General features: G+C 67.7%; 13 protein-coding genes and 1 pseudogene. 2 read left to right on the top strand and 12 right to left on the bottom strand.

The features are described 5' to 3' along the window. Positions 1-18: 18 nt before the first annotated feature. The 10 genes from addA to ubiE all read right to left on the bottom strand — a co-directional run bounded on the left by addA (position 19) and on the right by ubiE (position 16584). On the bottom strand, positions 19-3507 hold the full coding sequence (gene addA / locus I5M_RS02750) for a double-strand break repair helicase AddA (RefSeq protein ID WP_022720001.1): 3489 nt from the start codon (positions 3505-3507) through the stop codon (positions 19-21). Next, positions 3504-6653 carry a double-strand break repair protein AddB gene (gene addB, locus I5M_RS02745; protein ID WP_022720000.1) on the bottom strand — a complete coding sequence of 1050 codons (3150 nt, stop codon included), beginning with the start codon at positions 6651-6653 and terminating at the stop codon, positions 3504-3506. Before addB ends, addA begins: the two co-directional genes overlap by 4 nt. Before the next feature lie 65 nt (positions 6654-6718). Beyond that, positions 6719-7441, bottom strand: coding sequence for a nucleotidyltransferase family protein (locus tag I5M_RS02740; RefSeq protein WP_022719999.1), 723 nt, complete (start codon positions 7439-7441; stop codon positions 6719-6721). A 197-nt stretch (positions 7442-7638) separates the two neighbouring features. Continuing rightward, positions 7639-7950, bottom strand: coding sequence for a PilZ domain-containing protein (locus I5M_RS02735; protein ID WP_022719998.1), 312 nt, complete (start codon positions 7948-7950; stop codon positions 7639-7641). Between the two features lie 89 nt (positions 7951-8039). Next, entirely contained in the window at positions 8040-9560 is a 1521-nt protein-coding gene (tsaE, locus tag I5M_RS02730; protein WP_022719997.1) for a tRNA (adenosine(37)-N6)-threonylcarbamoyltransferase complex ATPase subunit type 1 TsaE, read from the bottom strand. Further along, positions 9557-12070, bottom strand: a complete 2514-nt coding sequence (locus tag I5M_RS02725) for a PAS domain-containing sensor histidine kinase (RefSeq protein ID WP_031335144.1) — start codon at positions 12068-12070, stop codon at positions 9557-9559. Before I5M_RS02725 ends, tsaE begins: the two co-directional genes overlap by 4 nt. Positions 12071-12272: 202 nt before the next feature. Beyond that, positions 12273-12731, bottom strand: coding sequence for a dUTP diphosphatase (dut, locus tag I5M_RS02720; protein ID WP_022719995.1), 459 nt, complete (start codon positions 12729-12731; stop codon positions 12273-12275). Continuing rightward, on the bottom strand, positions 12724-14187 hold the full coding sequence (gene coaBC / locus I5M_RS02715; protein WP_022719994.1) for a bifunctional phosphopantothenoylcysteine decarboxylase/phosphopantothenate--cysteine ligase CoaBC: 1464 nt from the start codon (positions 14185-14187) through the stop codon (positions 12724-12726). The genes dut and coaBC overlap by 8 nt, the downstream gene beginning before the upstream one ends. A gap of 64 nt (positions 14188-14251) precedes the next feature. Beyond that, entirely contained in the window at positions 14252-15826 is a 1575-nt protein-coding gene (gene ubiB, locus I5M_RS02710; RefSeq protein ID WP_022719993.1) for a 2-polyprenylphenol 6-hydroxylase, read from the bottom strand. Then, positions 15823-16584, bottom strand: coding sequence for a bifunctional demethylmenaquinone methyltransferase/2-methoxy-6-polyprenyl-1,4-benzoquinol methylase UbiE (gene ubiE, locus I5M_RS02705; RefSeq protein ID WP_022719992.1), 762 nt, complete (start codon positions 16582-16584; stop codon positions 15823-15825). The genes ubiB and ubiE overlap by 4 nt, the downstream gene beginning before the upstream one ends. A gap of 275 nt (positions 16585-16859) precedes the next feature. Here ubiE and mutM point away from each other — a divergent pair, with 275 nt between their 5' ends. Next, positions 16860-17735 carry a bifunctional DNA-formamidopyrimidine glycosylase/DNA-(apurinic or apyrimidinic site) lyase gene (mutM, locus tag I5M_RS02700; RefSeq protein WP_022719991.1) on the top strand — a complete coding sequence of 292 codons (876 nt, stop codon included), beginning with the start codon at positions 16860-16862 and terminating at the stop codon, positions 17733-17735. 219 nt (positions 17736-17954) lie between these two features. Here mutM and I5M_RS02695 read toward each other — a convergent pair whose 3' ends face one another. Next, complete coding sequence (locus tag I5M_RS02695; protein ID WP_022719990.1) at positions 17955-19343, bottom strand: peptidoglycan-binding protein; 1389 nt, start codon at positions 19341-19343, stop codon at positions 17955-17957. A gap of 239 nt (positions 19344-19582) precedes the next feature. Here I5M_RS02695 and I5M_RS29065 point away from each other — a divergent pair. After that, positions 19583-20385: pseudogene (locus tag I5M_RS29065) on the top strand (ThiF family adenylyltransferase). A 199-nt stretch (positions 20386-20584) separates the two neighbouring features. On the opposite strand, the gene I5M_RS02685 reads toward I5M_RS29065, so the two are convergent. Further along, the coding region (locus I5M_RS02685; protein ID WP_022719989.1) for a D-glycerate dehydrogenase at positions 20585-21520 on the bottom strand (936 nt) is incomplete at its 5' end.

The following is a 21520-nucleotide window of genomic DNA, read 5'->3' as shown; positions in this document are numbered from 1 at the left end:
GAACGCACTGGGGCGCGGTCAAGCCGGCGTCAGATCGGCCTGCTCGGCGTCCAGCGCAGAGGCTGAAAGCTCCATGATTTCAGGTGCTTCGGTCCAGAGCAGGGCGGCGCGGACGATTCGCGGGGGATAAAGCCGGGCCAGCACCGCGCGGTAACGGGCGAGTTGGCGCCGATAGGCCGGCGGCACCTCCGCCTCGCTGCGCGGCGGCGACTGGTTGGTCTTGTAATCGACGATCAAAACCTCGGACGGTGTCACCACCAGCCGATCGATCTGGCCCGACACCACCACCGGCGCGCCGCGATAGCGCAGCCGGCCGATGATCGGCACCTCGGCGCGGCTGCCGGGCGCGAACACGGCGGCGAATCGCGGATCGTTCAGCAATCCCAGCACCTGCCCGGCCAGCGCGTCGCGATCGGCGGGGTCCCAATCCTTGGCATTACGGGCGAGGAAGCGTCGCGTCGCCGTATCGCGGTCCGCTTCGGCGATGTCCGGCAGCGACTGCAGCAACCGGTGCACCAGCGTGCCGCGCAACAAAGCACGCGCCCGTTGTTCAGAGGACTCCCCGGCGCGGATGCGGCGGTGATCCTGATCGTCATCGTCGGACGGGCGCAGCACGCCCTCGGCGCGGCGCAGCGGCGCGGCCGGCGTGTGCAGCCAGTCGGGCAGGACCACCGGCACCGCAGCCGTCTTGGCCTGCTCGGGCGCGCCGGTCTCGCCGAGGGTGTCGCCCGGCCGGGCATAGCGCTTGACCACGCCGTCGGGCGGCGGCACCGCCGTCATCTCAAGGCCCGAGGTCTCCAGCCCCTTGCTGATCAGATCGTACCAGGACAACGGCCGCACCTCGTTGCGGTTGCCCGGCAGGCAGCCGCCGACGATCAGGCGATCGGCGGCGCGCGTCATCGCCACATACAGCAGCCGGCGATATTCGTGCTCGGTGTCCTCGATCATCGCGGCGCGGGCTTCGGCGACGTGCTGCGGATCGTCGGCTTTGCGCCCGGCCCACACCATCGCGCCGGCGGCGCCGGGCGCGGCGTTGCCGCTCGGCAGCCGGATCAGATTGAGCCGCTGATTGTCGGCCGGCGACGACGCCGTATCGATCAGGAACACGACCGGCGCCTCGAGGCCCTTGGCACCGTGCACGGTCATGACGCGGACTTCGTCGCGCTTGATCTCCATGTCGCGCTTGATCTCGGTGTCGGCGGCGCGCAGCCAGGCCGTGAAGCCTTGCAGTGACGGTGCCGCCTTCTGCTCGTAGCTCAGCGCCAATTCGAGAAACTCGTCGAGCGCGTCGTTGGCCTCGGGCCCCAGCCGCTTCAGCATGCGAGCGCGACCGCCATCGCCGCCGAGCAGCCAGGCGTAGAAGCCGAACGGCGTCTCGGCCTGCGCCCGTACCGCATAGGCGTCGAGCCGATCGGAGACGAGTTTGTACTTCGGCGTGCTCGCCGCGTGGGTGCGCAAGGCATCGCGCAGCGAAGCTTTGCGCTGCCACGCCAGCGCGAACAGATCGTCGTCGTCCAACCCGAACAGCGGGCTCTTCAGCGCGGTCGCCAGCGCCAGATCGTCCTGCGCCAGCAGCAGCGCGTCGGCGAGATTCATCAGGTCGATGATCGCAATGTGCTCGGTCAGCTTGAGCCGGTCGGCGCCGGCGACAGGGACGCTGCTCTGCTTCAGCGCCTGGATCACAGCATCGAACACCGCGCCGCGGCGGCGCACCAGGATCAGCACATCGCCATAACGCAGCGGACGGCGATCACTGACCGGCCCGGTCAGCGTGCGGCTCGCGATCAGCGACGAGATTTCCGTCTGCACCTTGTGGGCTAGCCGCACCTCGGGGCTGGTCTCCGCCACCGCATCGAATGGAGCCTGCCAGCCTTCGATCTCCTGGCGTTCGTCGGGCACTTCCAGCGGCCATAGGTCGATCAGACTCGGCCCGGCGGTCGGCAGCGAGAGGTGGACCGGATAGGCGTTTTCGGCGTGGATACTGCGGTAGATTTCGGGCTCGTGAAACACTTGGTCGACCGACTGCAGGATCGCAGCGCCGGAGCGGAACGAGTAGTTGAAAGCGACCTTTTCGAAATTCAGCCCGGCGCCGTGGAAGCGGCGCTGCAACTGGTCACGCCGCTCAGCGAATTCCTTGGGCACCGCGCCCTGGAACGAAAAGATCGATTGCTTCTCGTCACCGACCGCGAAGATGGTACGCTTCGCTCCGTCGCGCGCTCCTTCGCCGGAGGTGAACTCGGCGATCAGATGCGCGACGATGTCCCATTGCTTCGGACTCGTATCCTGTGCCTCGTCGATCAGCACATGATCGACGCCGCGGTCGAGCTTGAAATGCACCCAGCCGGCAGCGCCGTCATCGAGCAGCGCCAGCGTTTTGTCGATCAGGTCGTCGTAGTCGAGCAGCCCGCGCTCGCGCTTCTCCCGCGCGATGCGGCCGGCGACGTCGGCGGCGATCACCAACAGCGCTCGGGTGCGCTCGCGCATGCGCAGGGCGCGACGACGTTCGACCAGGCCTTCGACCCGTCCCGCTTCGCGCAGCATCGTCTCGGCCAGCACCGGCACGGCGTCGGCGAGCTTCTTGGTGACGAAGCTTTTGCGCAGCGTCTGTTCCTTGGTGAAGAACAGCTCGAAGTACTTCTGAATCTGCTCGGCGCCGGTGAGCGTCAACGCGGCGCGCAGTCGCTTGGCCTGATCGCAATCGGTTTTGCTGCCGCTCTCGAACGCCGCTGCGATGTCGCCCCACCGCGACCGCGGCAGATGCGGTCCATCGACGATATCAGCATCGGCTGCTTCGCAACTATCATCGGCCGCGACACCGAGCGTCGCCGACAACTGCGCCATCGCGCCGTCAACACCACCGTTTTGGGCGATCCAGGCGAGGAAGCGGTCGCGGCTCATGCAGGCTTCCTGCACCACCTCGCGGAACGTGATATCGGCGGCGCTGGTCATCGCGAACGACAGCGCGCGGCCGGCGGCGCTGTCAGGCGCGTTGGCTGCCTCGAGCAGCACCGCCAGGCTGGCGCGCTCCATCAGGTCGTTCTGATCGCGATCGTCCAGCACGCTGAAGCGCGCCGGCACGCCGGCCTCGAACGGAAACTGTTGTAACAGCCGCGTGCACAGCGCGTGGATGGTCTGCACCTTGAGCCCGCCGGGCGTCTCCAGCGCACAGGCGAACAGGCTCCGCGCCTGCGCCAGCACTGACGGCCCGACCGATTGGACGCCAGTCGCCCGGATCGCAGCCGTCAGCTCCTCATCGCCGAGCGTCACCCAGCGGCCCAGCGTGGTGAACACCCGCTCGGCCATGTTGGCGGCGGCAGCCTTGGTGAAAGTGATACACAGGATGCGCTCGGGCGAGACGCCGTCGAGCAACAGGCGGATCACGCGCTGGACCAGGACGTGCGTCTTGCCCGAACCGGCATTGGCCGAGACGAACACCGACGCCGAGGGATCGGAGGCGAGGATCTGCCGTGCGGTCGCTTCAGGCGGGATGATACGCGGGCCGCTCATCGGACTTCGTCTCCTCGGCCGCCGGCCGCCGACCATTCCTTGATGCGCGCCAGGTCGTCATAGGTGCCGTAGCGCTGCGACCACATCGTCAGCACCAGCGAACGATAGGGCTGCGCCTCGTCGTCGAAGCGGCGGATCAGCGCCTCCAGCTTGGCGCGCGCTTCCGCCGCCGCCTCGTCCGGAGGCTGCGGCGGATCGCTGCGGTTGACCTTCAGTTCGAGCACGCGCGGCTCGCCCGGCGGCGTGTTGCCGCTGAGCCGGACGTAAGTCAGTTCGCCGACCGAGGCGCCGGCATCGACGCCCTCGAAGCCGCCGGCGCGCAGGATCGCGGCTTCCAGCGTGAGCTGCGGCGACAGACCGAGTCGCACCTGCTTGTTGCTCGGCGGCGCTCCGGTCTTGTAGTCGAGAATGGCGTAGTCGCCGCTTTGGCGCTGCTCGATACGATCGGCCCGTGCGGTGAGCACGAAGCTGCGGGTGGCATCGAGCGGAATCGCAATCCTGCCCTCCTGCTCGGCGATGATGCGGACCAGATCGGCGCGGCGCTCGCGCTCCCAATTGGCGAACCAGGCGGCAATGCGCTCGAACCGCGGCCACCACAGCGCGCGCGCTTCCGGATGCTGCATCAGCGGCGCGAAGTAGTTCGCGCCGATCTTGCGCAGAATCTGGTCTGCATCATCGGGCAGATTGTCGGCATAGGTTTGCGTGAATTCACCGAGCGCAGCGTGGATCGCCGAGCCACGATCCGCCGCCGACAGCGGCATGCCGACCGGATCGAGCGGCGACAATCTCAAGATGTACTTCGCGTAGATCGTGTAAGGATCGCGCAGCCAGTCTTCGATAGCGGTGACGGGAAGCCTGATCGGCCGCGCCTCACGCGGCGGCTTCGGTTGAGGCTGGCTGATCGGCACGACCTTGTCCGGCTGATCAAGCGCCAGCGCCAAGTTGAGATAGCGAGTGCCGCGCGCCTTCATGGCTTCCCAGCGCGCTTTGCCGGCGACGGCTTCGAGCCGATGCAGGAAGCGCGACGCCACCGCCGGCGCTCCACCGACCTTGCCGGCATGGCTGACGATCACCTCGTCGGCACACAGCAGCTGCGCGAAGTCGTGCGCAGACAGGCCGATGCGGCGCTCGGGCAGATCGAGTTTCAACTCGTGGCGCATCGGCCGGCTCAGCCACGGATCGACCCGCGGCGCTGGCGGCCAGACGCCTTCGACCAGGCCGCCGAGCACGACACGATCGTGCCGCGTCAGCCGCGCTTCGAGCGGGCCGTAGATCCGGATCGGCGCCTCGGCGAGTTCGGCGCGGCGCACGGTGCGATCGCCGAACGCAGTCTCGAACACTTCGCGATAGTCGGCGGCGGGAACGACGAGGCCGCTCGGCTGATCGACCTGCGCGAGATCATCGAACGCACGCAACAGCGCACCGCCTTGCGGGCCGTCGAAGGCCTGCGCGACGCCGTCGTGATCCACCGAGAGCGCGAGGAGCACCTCGCGGTGCCGCTCACCCCACGCCGAGAAATCGCGCGGCGGCCCGGCGAAATCTTCCAGCGGTGCCAGCGCAGCGCGGAGCTGCGCGATCAGCGCCTGCGCTTCGTCGAGCGCATCGTCCTTCAGGCGGCATCGCGGCTCGCCGGGATGCAACGAACTGGCTTCGCCGCGTTTCAACTTGGTGAGTTCGACGCGAAACGTCGCGAACTCATTAGCCATGCCGACACACCCCGCCGGCGGCCGCGTGCCGCGCAGCACGGCGAGTTCGAGCACTTCGATCGCATGGCGCCAGCCGTGCTCGGCGCGGCCGAGCCGCAGCAGCGGATGCTTGAGCAGCGCCAGCAGCGTCGCCGGCTCGCAGCCGTGCAGCGCGGTCTCCGCAGCAAGCCGCGCGAAAATGCCGGCCTGGGTTTCGGTCAGCCGGTCACCGCCGGAATCGTCATAGGGCAGCTGCCAGCGGCCGAGCGAAGCGATGACCCGCCGCGCCAGCGCGCGGTCCGGCGTCACCAGCGCGGCCGATCGGCCCTGCTGATAGGCCTCGCGCAGGCACACGGCGATCGCCAGCGCCTCGATTTCCGAATTCGGCGCCTCGACCAGCGTCACGCCCCCGGTGCCCTCGCCGATGAGTCTGTCGATCTTGGCGTCGGCTAAGCGAGCCTGCCACGACGCGGTCGCCTGCGACGGCCGCATCGCCTCCGAGGCCAGAATCTCGCGGCCGTGGTGAAGGGCGACGCCGAGCGTTCGCACATCACGCCGGGTGATTTGCATGCGCTCGAGCAGGCCGTGCATCGCGTATTGCGGATGGTTCGGCGACGGCGGGGAGACCAGCCGGCCGCCCTGATCGTGCACCGCACCGATCGCCTGCCAGGCCGCATCGTCGAGCTCGTTATCGAGCCCCGGCAGCACCACGGCGCCGTGCGGCAGCCGGGCGATCGCGGTGAGCAGCTTGGCGGTCGCCGGCATCGAGCCGGTCGAGCCGGCGGCGATCACCGGACCGCCGCGCTGCGCCGCCAGCCGTTTGGCTTCGGCCTCGATCAGCAAATCGCGCCGCGCCGCCGGTTCGATCGCGCCGCGCGCTTGTAGTAGCGGCGGCCACACCTGGCGGGCGATCGAGAGGAATTGCAGCGTGAGTTGCCAGTAGCGGTCGAACGCATCGGGCACCAGCGCGTCGAGCTGTTCCCATGCGACCTGACGGGTGACGAGATCGTCGATCAGCCGCGCCAGATCTTCGGCCAGCGCCAGCGCCGAGGCCGGTCCGCTGATCACCAGCGGCGCCTGTTTGGGATCGCTCGGTTTCAGCTGCTTGGCCCAGGCGGCGATCAGTTGCGCCAGCAGCAGCCTTCGCTGCAAACCATCCAGCGCCGGTGCGATCTCCAGCTCGGCCACGCCCGACGCCGCCTGGGCGAACGCCAGTTCGTCCTCGTCGATATCGCCGAGCGCGACGATGCGCGGCAGCAGCGCGGCATCGCTGCCGAGCACTTCGAGAAACACTTCGCGTGCCATGCGCCCCGACCGGCGCGTCGGCAGATACAGCGTGGCGTCGGCCAGTCGCTCCGGCTGCGCACGCGCCGAGAAGCCCTCGACCAACTCGCCGTCGATCAAGGCCACAATGGTCGTGCGCAGGAACGGCGCGGAGGGCGGAACGCTGAAGACGTGCATTGAGTCCTGATTCGCTGATCAGGATTCATCATGCCACGCCGATGCGGCGAAAGGAGGTGGCGGGATCAGGCCACGCTGGCCAGATATGCGCGTTCTGCCGCCGCGACGGCGTCGGGCGTGCCGACATGCATCCACAGCCCGTCGAGCCGCAGCCCGAACAGCCGATGCGCCGCGCCGGCGCTGTCGAACTGCCGGGTCAGCGCAAATTCGCCCTCCGGCGAATCCTTGAAGATCGCCGGCGACAGGATGGCGACGCCCGCATAGACGAACGGCACCACCTCGTTTTCGCGGCGCTTGCGCAGCGAGCCGTCGGGAGCCATGGCGAAATCGCCTTTGCCCGCATAGCCGATGCTGCCCGCGGTCGGCGCCATCAGCAGCAGAATGTCCATCCGCGCCGGATCGAATGCTTCGGCGAGCCGCTCCAGATTCGGGCGGACGCCGTCGATCCACAGCGTATCGGCATTGAGATGATAGAACGGCTTGTCGCCGAGCAGCGGCAGCGCCTTCACCACTGCGCCGCCGGTGCCGAGCACCTGATCGCGCTCGTCCGAAATCGTCACGCGCGGCCGCTCGCGGCCGGCGACGTGATCGATGATCTGATCCGGCAGATAGTGCACGTTGACGACGGCCTCGGCGACGCCGGCCTCCGCGAGCTTGTCCAGCACGTGATCGAGCAGCGGCCGGCCGGCGACGCGCACCAGCGGCTTCGGCATATGGTCGGTCAAAGGACGCATCCGGACGCCGAAGCCGGCGGCCAGAACCATCGCTTTGTCGGGACGAACGGGCATGTTGGCGTGCCGAGGTGAGGACGACGCGGTCGGGACGGCCTGAGCCGGACGCGACAGTCCTGATGGTTGCATTCGAATCAAAGTGTATCACGCCCTGCGGGGCGGTCTATCGGAGGGCACCTTTGGGTAATGGCCCAACGTGACGACGATACGACATTTGGAGCCGCAGCCCGAGCGCGGCTAGCGAGTCACAAGTCTCAGGCGGCTTCGGTCGGCGCGCGCTGGGCCTGCTTCTTTTTCTTGTCGAGGCGCAGGAAGCTGACGCCGATCTGGTCGCCGTTCACCCAGCTCAATTCGCAGCGCCGATAGGCCAAGCCGGTCGACGACAACAGCAGGAAGAATTCCTTCAAATTGAGTCCTTCGACCGAACCTTCGATAGTCAGCTTGGCACCGGCTTCGGACACGTCTTCGAGCAGACACTGGCGCCGCCAGGTTCCGTCGATCGCCATCATCTGGGCGCGAATGCCACGTTCAAAAACCACGCGCCCATCGCTGTTGCGGCCGATCATCGTTTCCCTCGTTGGCTTCGGACGAACCGAAGAGACCTCGGGACACTACGAAGATGTCGCCTAAAAAGACGTAAAGCAGTCCGATACACTTAAGACGGTTCGGGCACATGGGTGCCGTACCATCGGCGGAACTCGGCGAGCGCCGGATGGGCCAGAGAGCGCCCAAGATAGTTCCAGATGCGCGGCTGGTGCTTGAGATAATGCGGCTTGCCGTCCCGCCGGTTGAGACGCGCGAACGTGCCGAGCAATCTGGTGTTGCGCTGCGCCGACATCACCGCATAGGTCCAGGCGAAGCGCGCCACGTCGAACTCGGGTTCCGCCGCCTTGCGGGCCTTGAGGTAGCGGCCGAACAGCGACAGTTCGAGCGCTTCCGGCACGTCTATGCGCGCGTCCTGCAAGAGCGAGACGAGGTCGTAGGCGGCGGGGCCGAGCACGGCGTCCTGAAAGTCGATGACACCGACGCGGGCCGTGCCTTCGCGGTCGCCGAGCCAGATCAGATTCGGCGAGTGATAGTCGCGCAGCACCCAGGTGCGAGGCTCGGCGGTGACGTCGTCCAATAGCATCCGCCACATCACGGTGAACTCGCCGCGCCGCGCATCGGACAGCGGCGCGCCGCGATCGGGCAGATACCATTCGGGCATCAGCCCGACTTCGATCAGCATCGCGTCGGTTTCGAACACCGGAATGGCGTAGTTCTCGCGCGCACTCAGCGCCAGCACTTCCGGCAGCGTACGGCTGTGCAGGGTCGCGAGCAGATCGGTCGCCGCCTGATAGCGCTCGATGATCGGCGCCGGCGGCGTGCCTTCGACGAAGCTGGCGGCGCCGAAATCCTCGGTGATCAGCAGACCTGCATCGAGATCGGCGCTCAGGATCGCCGGGGCCGAAACGCCGGCCTCGCGCAAACCTTCAGCGATCGCCACGAACGGGCGAACGTCTTCGGCCAGATGCACCGCGGCGCTGTAGCTCTTGCCGGCATAGAGCGCGGGACCGTCCGGACGGCGCGGCGCATTCATCAGGATGACGCTGCTGCCGTCCTTGAACATCCGCGCGTAGGACCGCGTCGACGCATCGCCCGGCATGTGCCGGCGTGCCGCATCCGCATAGCCGGCGGTCTCGATGAAACTGCGTAGCGCCGCCAGCCGCTCGACCTGTTTGGCGGCGGTGCCGTGGCCGGTGATCTCGGCCGCGCGCGCGTGCGGACCCAGCGCCGGCCGATGGCTGAAGGCGATGTCGATGCGATCGTCGGGGAGCGAGCCGGCGGCGCGCTCGGGCCACTCGATCAGCACCACCGTGGCGTCGGGCGGCGGCAGCAGGCCGATTTCTTCGAGCTCCGACGCATCCTCGATGCGATACAGGTCGGCGTGCAGCAGCGGATAAGGCGGCAGCTCGTAGCTCTGCACCAGCGTGAAGGTCGGGCTCGGCACTTCGAGCTCGTCGTCGTTGGCGAGATAGCGGATCAGCGCGCGCGCCGCGGTGGTCTTGCCGGCGCCGAGATCGCCCGACAGCGTGATGACATCACCAGGGCGGATCAACAGCGCGACTTCGGCCATCAGATGCGCGGTCGCGCTTTCGCCGGCAAGTGCGACCGAGAATGTCGCGGGCGCGTTCATTCGGCGGCGTTACGCTGCGCGGTCTGCTCGATCGGGAACTCGCAGGTCACCGACGTGCCCCGGCCCGCCACCGTATCGACCAGCACCTTGCCGCCGTGCAGTTCGACGAACGAGCGCACCAGCGACAGGCCGAGCCCGGCGCCGCGATGCCGCGAACCCTCGGAATGGCTCTCGAACATGTCGAACATCTTGTCCTTCACGCCTGCCGCGATGCCGGGGCCGGAGTCGGACACGGTGAAGCTGACCTTGTCGGACGACTTGCGGACGACAAGCCGCACCGCCGTGTTGGGCGGCGAGAAATCCACCGCATTGGCGAGCAGATTGTACAGCACCTGCACGACCCGGCGCTCGTCGCCGACAAAGCTGCCGATCGACGGATCGGCGTCAACCTGGAGCGCGATGTGATCGCGCGCCAGCCGGTCCTGCACGCCTTCGGTGGCCTGCTCGATGGCGCTACGGACATTGACCTGGCCGAGATTGAGCGCCATCGCGCCGGCGTCGATCGACGCCAGATCGAGAATGTTGCTGATGATCGCCATCAGCACATTGGTCGAGGCCGTGATGTAGTTGACGTATTCGGCCTGCTTGGGAGTCAGCGGCCCCGTCGAGGAATCGTTGAGGAAGTGCGCGAAGCCGATGATCGAGGTCAGCGGCGAGCGCAGCTGGTAGGAGACGTGATTGACGAAGCCGATCTTGATGCGGTCGGCGGTTTCCAGCGCCTCGTTGCGCTCGCGCAGCGCGCGCTCGACATTTTCGGCGTCGGTGATGTCCTGGAAGGTCAGCATCGTGGCGCCGTCGGGCAGCGGCATGGTGCGGCACGACAGCACGCTGCCGTCCTTGCGCTCGATCTTGAGCAGCACGTGACGGCGATCGTCGATGCCGGTGATGGCGCCGCGCAGCGCCTGCCAGAACACCGCGTCGTCGTAGAGCGGCCGGCACCAGGCCTCGACGGCCTCGATATGCGGCTCGGTCTTCAGCGCATCGGTCGACAGCTGCCACATCCGCGCGAACGGCGGGTTGAACAGCTGCGCGCAGCCGTTGGAGCCGAACACTGCGACGGCTTCGGACAGATTATCCAGCGTCTCGCGCTGCACGTCGATCAGGCCGCCGTAGCGGCGCCGCAGGTCGAGGCTTTCGGTGACGTCGTCGAACAGATAGGTGACGCCCCCCTCGGGGTTTGGCGTGGTGACGATCGACAGTGCGCGGCCGTCCGGCAAGTACCAGACGTGCTTCTCGGGCTCGACCGCGTGATAGGCCTCGTGCAGCTTGGCCTTCCAGGCGCGGAAGTCGCGTTCTTCGGGCAGCTTGCGGGCGGCGCGCAGCCGGTCGAGCACGCTGGAATCGTCCGGATTGGAATCCAGGAAGGTGCGATCGAGGTCGAACAGCTTGCGATAGGAGTCGTTGTAGAACGCCAGCCGGCGCTGGCCGTCGAACACCGCGACGCCCGACGACAGCTGATCCAGCGTGCGGCGATGCGCTTCGGCCATGCGCTCCAGCGCGGCGTGCAGCTCGGCGGCCTCGGAGGCGTCGACCGCGATGCCGGCGCTGCCGCCGCTGACTTTGAGCGCGCGCACGTCGTAGAACCGCCGCTCGCCGCCGACCACGATCGGCAGGCGGCCGGCGAAGTCGGTGTTGTCGGCGAGCGCCCGCGCCATCGCGGCGCGGCCGGCACTGTCGAGCAGTTCAAGATTGCGGCCGATCGCGTCGGCCGAATTCGTTGCGTCGGTGGCGCGCGCATAGGCGTCGTTGGCGAAGGCCAGCGCGCCGTCGGCGCGGCGCGTCCAGATCGGCCACGGCGCCGCCACAGCGAAGCCGCGCAGCATCTCGGTCTCGTCCTGCAGGGCGCGCAGCCGAAGCGAGGTCTCGGCCAGATCGCGGCGCAGACCGGCGAGATCACGGATGCGCACTACGGCCTGTCCGCCGACCGCGCGGCCCATCGCCTCGATGGCGCGGCCGCCGGAGGTGACGAGATTGAGCACAAAGCTCTCGCCCTGATCGAGCAGCCGATCGACCGCATGGTCCATCTGCAGCGCCGGCTCGGGCGGCAGCCACGTGCCGAAGGCGAGGACGCGCTGCGGCTGGCTGGCCTGGACCTCGGGCGGCAGCACGAGAGCGGTGTCGCCCGAGATCTGCGGGCGGCTGTCGCCGGCCGGCCACGAGATCAGCACCTGCGGCTCGGCGAACAGCAGCGCGCGGAAGCGGTCGGCTTCGGCCTGGAGATTCTGGACATCGGTGCGCAGCCGGGTCTCTTGCGCTGCGGCGCGCAGCCGCGTGCGCATCAGCAGCAGCGCCGAGATCACCGAGAAGCCGAACACCGCGAACGCCAGAGCCAGCGTCACGGTTTCCTGGCGATCGAGCGCATAGCCGAACGGCGCCACCAGCGTGGCGCCGGCTTCGTCCGCCGCGAAGGCCTGCGAATTCAGCGCGAGTACAGTCGCGCCCGCGACGCCGCGCACCAGCGACGTGCACGACAAGCAGGTCCGACGCATCGACCCCAATACGTCCGACATGGATTGCCCCAACCGTACGACGACGCACCGGATGCGTGCGTAGCGTCGCCGAATCAGGCGACAATATCGCGTTCGTGACTCTGCCGGTAAGAGTCCAGACCGTGAACGCCGCGCGTCAGCGCCGTGAACGGCCGGACTATATTTTTCGCGCGCGAATCCGCCGCTTGTTGACACAAAATCTGGTGGCGCTTCGCGGTTCTGCTTAGCGACCGGTGGAGCCGAAGCCGCCGGCACCGCGAGCGGTCTCGGACAACTCGGCGACGACGCTGAGTTCGGCGCGCGCCACCGGCGCCAGCACGAGCTGGGCAATGCGCTCGCCGCGCCGCACCGTGAACGGCTCGGCGCCGTGATTGATCAGCACCACGCCGATCTCGCCGCGATAGTCCGCATCGACCGTGCCGGGCGAATTGAGCACGGTAACGCCGTGGCGAGCCGCTAGGCCGGAGCGCGGTCGCACCTGCGCCTCGGTGTTCTCGGGCAGCGCGATGGCGATGCCGGTCGGCACATGCGCGTAGTGGCCGGGCGCCAGCACCAGCGGCGCATCCTGGGCGATGGCGGCGACGAGGTCGAGGCCGGCCGCGTGCGCGGTCTGATAGGCCGGCAGCGGCAGGCCGTCGGCATGGGGCAGTTGCTGAATCTGAACGGACAATGTCTTAGTCATCGGCAGTTACTTCGTCGGTTGTGGCATGGCGGACCGGTTCGGCGAGCGCGTCGGCGACACGCGCGACGAGGCGCGTGGCGACTTCGCCTTTTGCCATGACGGGCCACGATTCGACATTGATCTCGTCACCGGCTTTCTTGAGCAGATGCACGGTGTTGCGGTCGCCGCCCATGACGCCGCCGGCGGGCGAGACGTCGTTGGCGACGATCCAGTCGCAGCCCTTGCGGGCGATCTTGGCACGGGCGTTGGCGATCAGGTTCTCGGTCTCGGCCGCGAAGCCGATCACCAGTGCTGGCCGCCGGTCGGTCAGCTTGGAAATCGTCGCCAGGATATCGGGATTCTCGGTGAGCTGCAGCGGCGGCGGGCCGCCGGCGCCCTTCTTGATCTTCTGGTCGCCCTCATGGGCGACACGCCAATCCGCCACCGCGGCGGCAAAGATCGCCACGTCGGCCGGCAGCGCCGCCTCAGTCGCCGCCAGCATCTCGCGGGCCGATTCGACTTTGGTCAGCTTCACCCCATCGGGCGCACGCAGATCGACCGGACCCGAGATCAGCACCACCTCGGCGCCGGCCGCAGCCGCGGCTTCGGCGATCGCGTAGCCCTGTTTGCCGGACGAGCGGTTAGCGATGTAGCGCACCGGGTCGATCGGCTCGTGGGTCGGACCCGCGGTGATCAGCACCCGCTTGCCGCGCATCGGCTGCGGCGCGGGGGGCATCAGAAGCGCCTGTGCGGCGGTGGCGATTTCGCTCGGCTCGGCCATCCGGCCGGTGCCGGCCTCGCCACGCTCGGCCATCTCGCCGGCATTGGGACCTACCATCACGACGCCGTCGCGGCGGAGCTGCTCGACGTTGCGCCGGGTGGCGGGGTTGCCCCACATCAGCGGGTTCATGGCCGGCGCCAGCAAGATACGGCGATTAGTTGCCAGCAGGATCGCGGTGGCGAGATCGTCGGCGTGGCCGCCCGCGACCTTGGCCATCAGGTCGGCGGTGGCGGGAGCGACCACGACGAGATCGCAGTCGCGCGCCAAGCGGATGTGGCCGGCATCGAACTCGCTCTGCGGATCGAACAAATCCGTGTAGCAGCGCTGATGCGACAGCGCGCTGGCGGTGAGCGGTGTGACGAATTGCTGCGCCGCCTTGGTCAGCACCACGCGAACGTCGAAGCCGCGCTCCTTCAGCCGCCGGATCAGGTCCATCGCCTTGTAGGCCGCAATGCCGCCGCCGACGATCAGCGTGACGCGGGCGCCCGAGGGATGGCCCTCGGGGACATCGCTCGGGACCGACTCGGCCGCTGCTTCGGCGTTTGACGGCGAGGCAACACCTCCGGGCCGGTTGAGGCAGACGTCGCGCAGGATGACGCGCAGCTCGTCTTCCATCGACCGGCCATTGCGCGCCGCGCGCTGGCGCAGCTCGGCTTTGAGGGCGTCGTCGATCTTGCGGATGGTCAGGTTTGCCATCCGACAAGCCTAGCTTATGCAGGCATTGCAAGCAACAAACGACTGCACTGCAGTCGTCACTGGGTCAGAACCGCGACAGCGCGATCAGCACGCCGATGAACGTCAAGGCGATGATCCAGGTGGCGATGGTCCGGCCCCGCGTCCGACGCCGCTCGGAGTGGCCGATCGCCGCGATGGTCTCGGGCGCCAGGACGAGGCCGTCCTTGGTCATGACTTCGAGCTGGTTCAGGACGGTCACGGCGCGGGTGACGATGGCGGGCAGGCCGGTGAGCGTGTAGCCGAGTTCGCCGACACCGCTGAGCGCGCCTTCGATCTTGCCGATCGGGCCGAGATTGCGCTCGATCCATTCGCGCACCACCGGATCGGCGACCTTCCAGATGTCGAGCTTGGGATCGAACGACCGCGCCACGCCTTCGACGACCACCATGGTCTTCTGCAGCAGGATCAGCTCCGGCCGCGTGCGCATGTCGAACAGCCCGGTGACCTCGAGCAGCAGCGTCAGCAGCTTGGCCATCGAGATTTCTTCGGCGGTGCGATTGTGGATCGGCTCACCGATGGCGCGGATCGCCTGCGCAAAATTCTCGACCGAATGATGCGGCGGCACGTAGCCGGCCTCGAAGTGGACTTCAGCGACGCGGCGATAGTTGCGGGTGATGAAGCCGAGCAGGATCTCGGCGAGGAAGCGCCGCTCCTTCGGCAGCAGCCGCCCCATGATGCCGAAATCGACCGCGACCAGCTTGCCCTGCGGATCGACGAACAGATTGCCGGGGTGCATGTCGGCGTGAAAGAAGCCGTCGCGCAACGCGTGGCGCAGGAAGCTCTGGATCACCTTGCGGCCGAGCGAGACGGTGTCGACATTGGCTTCGGCGAGCCGCTTGTGATCGTTGAGCGGAATGCCGTCGATCCACTCCATCGTCAGCACGTTGTGAGTGGTGCGATCCCAGTCGACCGTGGGGACCCGGAAGTCAGGGTCGTTCCTGGTGTTCTCGGCCATCTCGGAGGCGGCCGCGGCTTCGAGCCGCAGATCCATCTCCATCGCGACCGAGCGCGACATCGTGTTGATGACTTCGACCAGCCGCAGTCGCCGCGCTTCGGCCGAATACTGCTCGGCCTTGTCGGCGACGAAGAAGAAATCCGACAGATCACGTTTGAAGCGCGCCGCCACGTTGGGCCGAAGGACTTTCACCGCGACCTGACGCCGCTCGCCATCGACCAGCACCTCGCCGCGATGCACCTGGGCGATCGACGCGGCGGCCACCGGGGGGGACAGGCTGATAAACGCCTGCTCGACCGGCCGCTCCAGCGACGCAGCGATCACCGCATTGGCTTCGTCCTGCGAGAACGGCGGCAGCCGGTCCTGCAGAGCTTCGAGATCGTGCGCCATCGCGACGCCGACGACGTCGGGCCGCGTCGCCAGGAACTGGCCGAGCTTCAGATAAGCGGGCCCGAGCCGCGTCAGCGCACGCGACAGCCGCGGGCCGGACTTGGCCCCCGGCCGCTCGATCAGCCGCGCGAGCCGCACCGGCACCTGGCCGGCCGGCGGAATCAGCGCGGGATCGACGACGCCGAACACGCCTTCGCGCGCGAACACGAAGGCGGCGCGAGCCAGCCGCGCCACATGCGAGAATGCTGCGATCACAAACGCCGGCCCGAATGCAGCGCCACGATGCCGCCGCTCATCATCTGCCAATTGGCGCGATGGAAGCCGGCCTCGCTGATCATCTCGGCGAAGTCGTAGGGCTTGGGGAACTTGCGGATGGACTCGACCAGATACTGATAGCTGTCGGCATCGCCGGTGACGACGCGGCCGATCTCGGGAATCACCTTGAAGGAGAACAGATCGTAGATCTTGTTCAGCCCGGGGACGTCGACGGCGGAGAATTCCAGGCAAAGAAAGCGGCTGCCCGGCTTGAGCACGCGGTAGGCTTCCTTCAGGGCGAGATCGATGCGCGGCACGTTTCGGATGCCGAACGCGATCGTATAGGCGTCGAAGCTCTTGTCCGGGAACGCGAGTTCCTCGGCGTTGCCTTCGACGAAATCGACCTTGTCGTCGAGATGCCGCTGCACCGCGCGCTGGCGGCCGACTTCGAGCATGTCGGAGTTGATGTCGCAGACGGTGGCGTGGAAGCCGTTGCCGGCCGCCTTGGCGGCGCGGAACGAGATGTCGCCGGTGCCGCCCGCGACGTCGAGCAGCCGGAACGGCGTGTCGTCGCGCGGCGGGTTCAGCGTGGTGATCATCGCGTCCTTCCACAGCCGATGCATTCCGCCCGACATCAGGTCGTTCATCAGGTCGTAGCGGCTGGCGACGCTGTGGAACACGTCGTTGACCAGCGTCTGCTTGTCCTGAAGCGGGACATCGCGATAGCCGAAATGCGTGGTCTCGCCCGGCTCGGTCATGCTCGAAACTCCTGCATGCGGGGGATGTGTGGGCCGGAAGGCGCCCGAAACACGAAAGTTCCTCTCCGCGCGGACCATATAGCGCGCCACATCGAGGGGCGCTATTGCCTGAATTGACGGACCTCGCAGGATCGGGGCCGGGCTGAACTCGGCCTCCCCTCGTCATTGCGAGCGAAGCGAAGCAATCCATCTGCTCGCGCGGAGCTGGATTGCTTCGTCGCTGCGCTCCTCGCAATGACGGGAGAGCGTCCCGCCCGGATCGAAAGAGCGCCAACATGCCCGAACTTCCCGAAGTCGAAACCGTCCGCCTCGGCCTGCTGCCGGCGATGGAGGGGCACAAAATCGTCCGGGCGGTGGCGCGGCGCGAGAACCTGCGCTACCCGCTGCCGCAAGATTTCGTGACCCGGCTGGCCGGCCGCACCGTCACCTCGCTGGGGCGCCGGGCCAAGTATCTGCTGGCCGATCTCGACAGCGGCGATGTGCTGCTGATGCATCTCGGCATGTCGGGCTCGTTCCGCGTCGTCGGTACGGCCGGCGAAACCACGCCGGGCGAATTCCATTACGCCCGCAGCGACGACCGCACCCACGACCACGTCGTGTTCGAGATGTCGTCGGGCCACAGCATCGTCTTCAACGACCCGCGCCGCTTCGGCTTCATGAAAATCTTCCCGCGTGCCGAGATCGAGGACGAGCCCCACCTCAAGAGCCTCGGCCCCGAGCCGCTCGGCAATGCGTTCGATGCCGCCATGCTGGCCCGCGCCTGCGCCGGCAAGCAGACCAGCCTTAAGGCGGCGCTGCTCGACCAGCGCGTCGTCGCCGGGCTCGGCAACATCTATGTGTGCGAAGCGCTGTTCCGCGCGCATCTGTCACCCAAGCGCAAGGCCTCGACCCTGGCCGACCGCAAGGGCGGCCCGACCGATCACGCCGTGCGCTTGGTCGACGCCATCCGGACCGTCCTAGGCGAAGCCATCAAGGCCGGCGGCTCATCGCTGCGCGACCATCGCCAGACCTCGGGCGAACTCGGTTACTTCCAGCACTCGTTCAAAGTCTACGACCGCGAAGGCCAGCCCTGCCTCGGCGGTGACGGCGTCGTGAAGCGCTTCGTGCAGAACGGACGGTCGACGTTCTGGTGTCCGGGGTGTCAGAAGTAAGCGCATGGTTTGCGGCTGGTCAGTATCGCGGTCGCTGTGCGTGTAGCGCCCTCACCCCAGCCCTCTCCCGCAAGCGGGAGAGGGGGCGGGCTGTGCCTCGGCGTAAGCGATTTTGATAACAATGACGCGGCGAAGCACGGCCGTGCATCGCGGAGAGACTGCTCCCTCTCCCGCTTGCGGGAGAGGGCTGGGGTGAGGGCGACGCGAGCGGTGAACTAACTACTTCCGCACACAGATGACGCGCACGACCGCGTCCTTGGTATCCGTTGTGCCGTCGCTAGCCGGCTTGACGCCATTGGCGGAGAGGAAGCTGCGCACCGTCTCGGCGCTGACGAGCGTAGCTTGCGGCGGCATGGCAGCAGCGCCGTTCGATGCGGCGGCCACCACCGGCGGCCGCAGCAAGGCGATGCCGGCGAACTTGCCGTCGGCGTCGCGGGCGGGGGCGCCGGAGAAGCCGAGGCCGGGCGCAGGCGACAGTGCGGTGCCGCCGTTGCTGCCGACCAAAGTCGCCTGCGCCTTGGCGCGGCTGACGGCAGCGCCGCCGCCCTGGTTTTGCGGATCGGCGATGCCGGTGAGGTCGAGCGTGGCCGAGCCCGGCGCGGCTGCCGCCGCCGCGGCGCTACCGCCCTTGGCTGCGCCAAGCGCCAACGGCTTCAGCCCGCTCGCGCCATAGATCCGCAGAAGCGCCAGATCGCGTTCTTTGTCGACATGCACCACATCGGCCTGGCTGTAGCCGGCGACGACCACCGAGACGCAGCCATCCACGGCCTCGCGATCGGCCAGAATGGCGCCGTCACTGCCGACCACGAGCCCGGTGGAGTACTCGACCTTCTTGCGCGGCGGCGGGCCGGCCTGGGCGCCGGACGGGAACGGATTGAACGCACTCGACATCGCGATCACCACCGGCTCCATCGTGCCTTCGGTGGCCTGGTCGTACAGGATGGTGAGGATGCGAACCTCGGCGTTCTTGAAAGCACCGCGGATGTAGAACTTCTTCAGCCCCTGCATGCCGGACAGCACGAAGAAATCCGGCTTCACGGCGCTGTATTCGACCCTGCGGCCTTCGAGCTTCTTTTCCTGATCGGCGAGCTTGGCAGTCGAGACCCCAGCCTCCTTGCGGCGCGCCAGCTGGATCTGGATGGTGCCGGTCGATGAGCTCCATTTGCTGCCATTGGCGTCGGAGGCGGCCTGCGGCACCAGCTTGGCCGGCAGGCCGAGGCGCGCGCCTGTGACCATATCGGTCACCATTTTCCAGCCGACATTCGCCTGCGGCTTGCGCGCCGCGTCGGCCAGCTGGCCGCGCTCTTGCGGATTGAGCACGCCGGTCTGCTTGTGGCCCTGGTCCTTCTGGAACGCCTTGATGGCGGCGATCATCCGCTCGGAGACTTCGCCATTGATGACGCCGTTGTAGTGGCCGGTCCAGGCGAGATCGGACTGGATCGCCTCGCGCTCGCCTTGCGCCAACGACTTCGCCGTCTCGGCCGGCGTCTGCGCCGCCGGGCGCTCCGCCGTTGTGGCAACCGGCTTCGGCTTGACGCCCGGAACAGTCTGCGCCGCCGCACTGCCGGCGCAGGCGATCAACAGGGTTGCGGCCCACAGTGCTCTCATGACAATCCCGCCCCGCATTGCGTCATGGTTGAAGCTCGCGCAAATAAGCACAAATGCTTGGTCGGCGACAGCGGCGGGGCGGTTCGAGCCACAGCTGCCGTCATCCTGAGGAGCGAGCGCAGCGAGCCTCGAAGGATGACAGCCGACACCCGGCCACCCTTCGAGGCCCGGCTTCGCCGGGCACCTCAGGTTGACGTCGGCCGCGTGGAAATGACGACTTGAAAGGACACCGCTCGCCCATGCTCAGCCCCGAAGAACTCGAACGCTATGCCCGCCACATCGTGTTGCGGGAGGTCGGCGGGCCCGGGCAGGCGGCGCTGAAGAATGCGCGGGTGCTGGTGGTCGGCGCCGGCGGGCTCGGAGCGCCGGCCTTGATGTATCTGGCGGCGGCGGGCGTCGGCACGCTGGCGGTGGTCGATAACGACGTGGTGTCGCTGTCGAACCTGCAGCGCCAGGTGATCCACGGCACGCCGGATATCGGCGAGTTCAAGGTCGACAGCGCGGCGGCGCGCATCGCCGCACTCAATCCGCATGTCGAGCTGGTGCCGCACGCGCTGCGGCTGGACGCCGGCAACGTCGCCGAACTGATCGACGACTGCGATCTCGTGCTCGACGGCTCGGACAATTTCTCGACGCGTTATCTCGTTTCGGACGCCTGCTATCTGGCCAGGAAGCCGCTGATCACTGCGGCGCTCGGGCAGTTCGACGGTTCGCTGACGACACTCCGGCCGCACGAGAAGAACGCCGACGGCGAGTTCAACCCGACCTATCGGTGCCTGTTTCCGGAGGCGCCCGCCGCCCGGCACGGTTCCCGGCCTGCGAGGAGGCCGGCGTCATGGGCGCGCTGGCCGGCGTGCTCCGCTCGATGATGGCGCTGGAAGCCATCCGCGAGATCGTCGGCTTCGGCGAAGGCCTGGTCGGAAGGCTGGTGATGATCGACGCCCGCGCGATGCGGTTCGAAACGCTGCGCTACGCGCGCGACCCTGCCAATCCGCTCAATGGCGACAAGCCGACGATCGTCGATCTGAGCGCGCACAGCTGAACTAACTAATAAGTGGCGCCGTGCTCGTGGCGCCCTCACCCCAGCCCTCCCCCGCCAGCGGGGGAGGGAGTCCTGCCGCAAGCGGTCAGACGTTTCCGTTCATTTGATGCGCATCACAAAGCACGGCGAGCCCCCTCTCCCGCTTGCGGGAGAGGGTTGGGGTGAGGGCGACGCGAGCACTGAACTAATCGCAGCCGCCTCAGATCATCCCGGGCAGCACGCGGTCCGGCGGCTTGTGGGCGTCGAGGAAGGTGCGGATGTTGATGATGACCTTCTCACCCATCTCGACGCGGCCCTCGATGGTGGCCGAGCCCATATGCGGGAGCAGCACGACCTTGCCGGCCTTGGCGAGACGGACCAGCTTCGGATTCACCGCGGGTTCGTGCTCGTAGACGTCGAGGCCGGCGCCGGCAATGTCGCCCTGCTCGATCAGCCGGGTCAGCGTCTCCTCGTCGATCACTTCGCCGCGTGCGGTGTTGACGATATAGGCGTCCTTGCGGATCAGCTTGAGCCGGCGCGCCGACAACAGATGGAAGGTCGCCGGGGTGTGCGGGCAATTGACCGAGATGATGTCCATGCGGGCCAGCATCTGGTCGAGCGAATCCCAATAGGTCGCGCCTAACTCGTCGGCGATGCGCGGCGCCACCGGTTTGCGATTGTGATAGTGGATCTGCAGCCCGAAAGCCTTGGCGCGGCGCGCCACCGCCTGGCCGATGCGGCCCATACCGATGATGCCGAGGCGCTTGCCGCCGAGACGGCGGCCGAGCATCCAGGTCGGCGACCAGCCCGGCCACTCGCCGCCTTCCATCAGCAGCGCAGCGCCTTCGATCAGCCGGCGCGGCACCGCGAGAATCAGCGCCATGGTCATGTCGGCGGTGTCTTCGGTCAGCACCTTCGGGGTGTTGGTGACGGTGATGCCGCGCGCATGGGCGGCGGCGACGTCGAGATTGTCGATGCCGTTGCCGAAATGCGCGATCAGCCGGACCTTGCAGTCGGGCTGGTTCAGCATCTCCTCGGTGATTTCGTCGGTGACGGTCGGCACCAGCACATCGGCGGTGCGTACCGCCTCGGCGAGTTGCTCGGCGGTCATCGGCTCGTCGTCGAGATTGAGCCGCGCGTCGAATAGTTCGCGCAT

Source organism: Rhodopseudomonas sp. B29, from assembly GCF_000333455.1.
Classification (GTDB): domain Bacteria; phylum Pseudomonadota; class Alphaproteobacteria; order Rhizobiales; family Xanthobacteraceae; genus Rhodopseudomonas.
The sequence above is the reverse complement of the archived record's forward strand: the minus strand, read 5'-3'. Positions and strand labels throughout refer to the sequence as shown.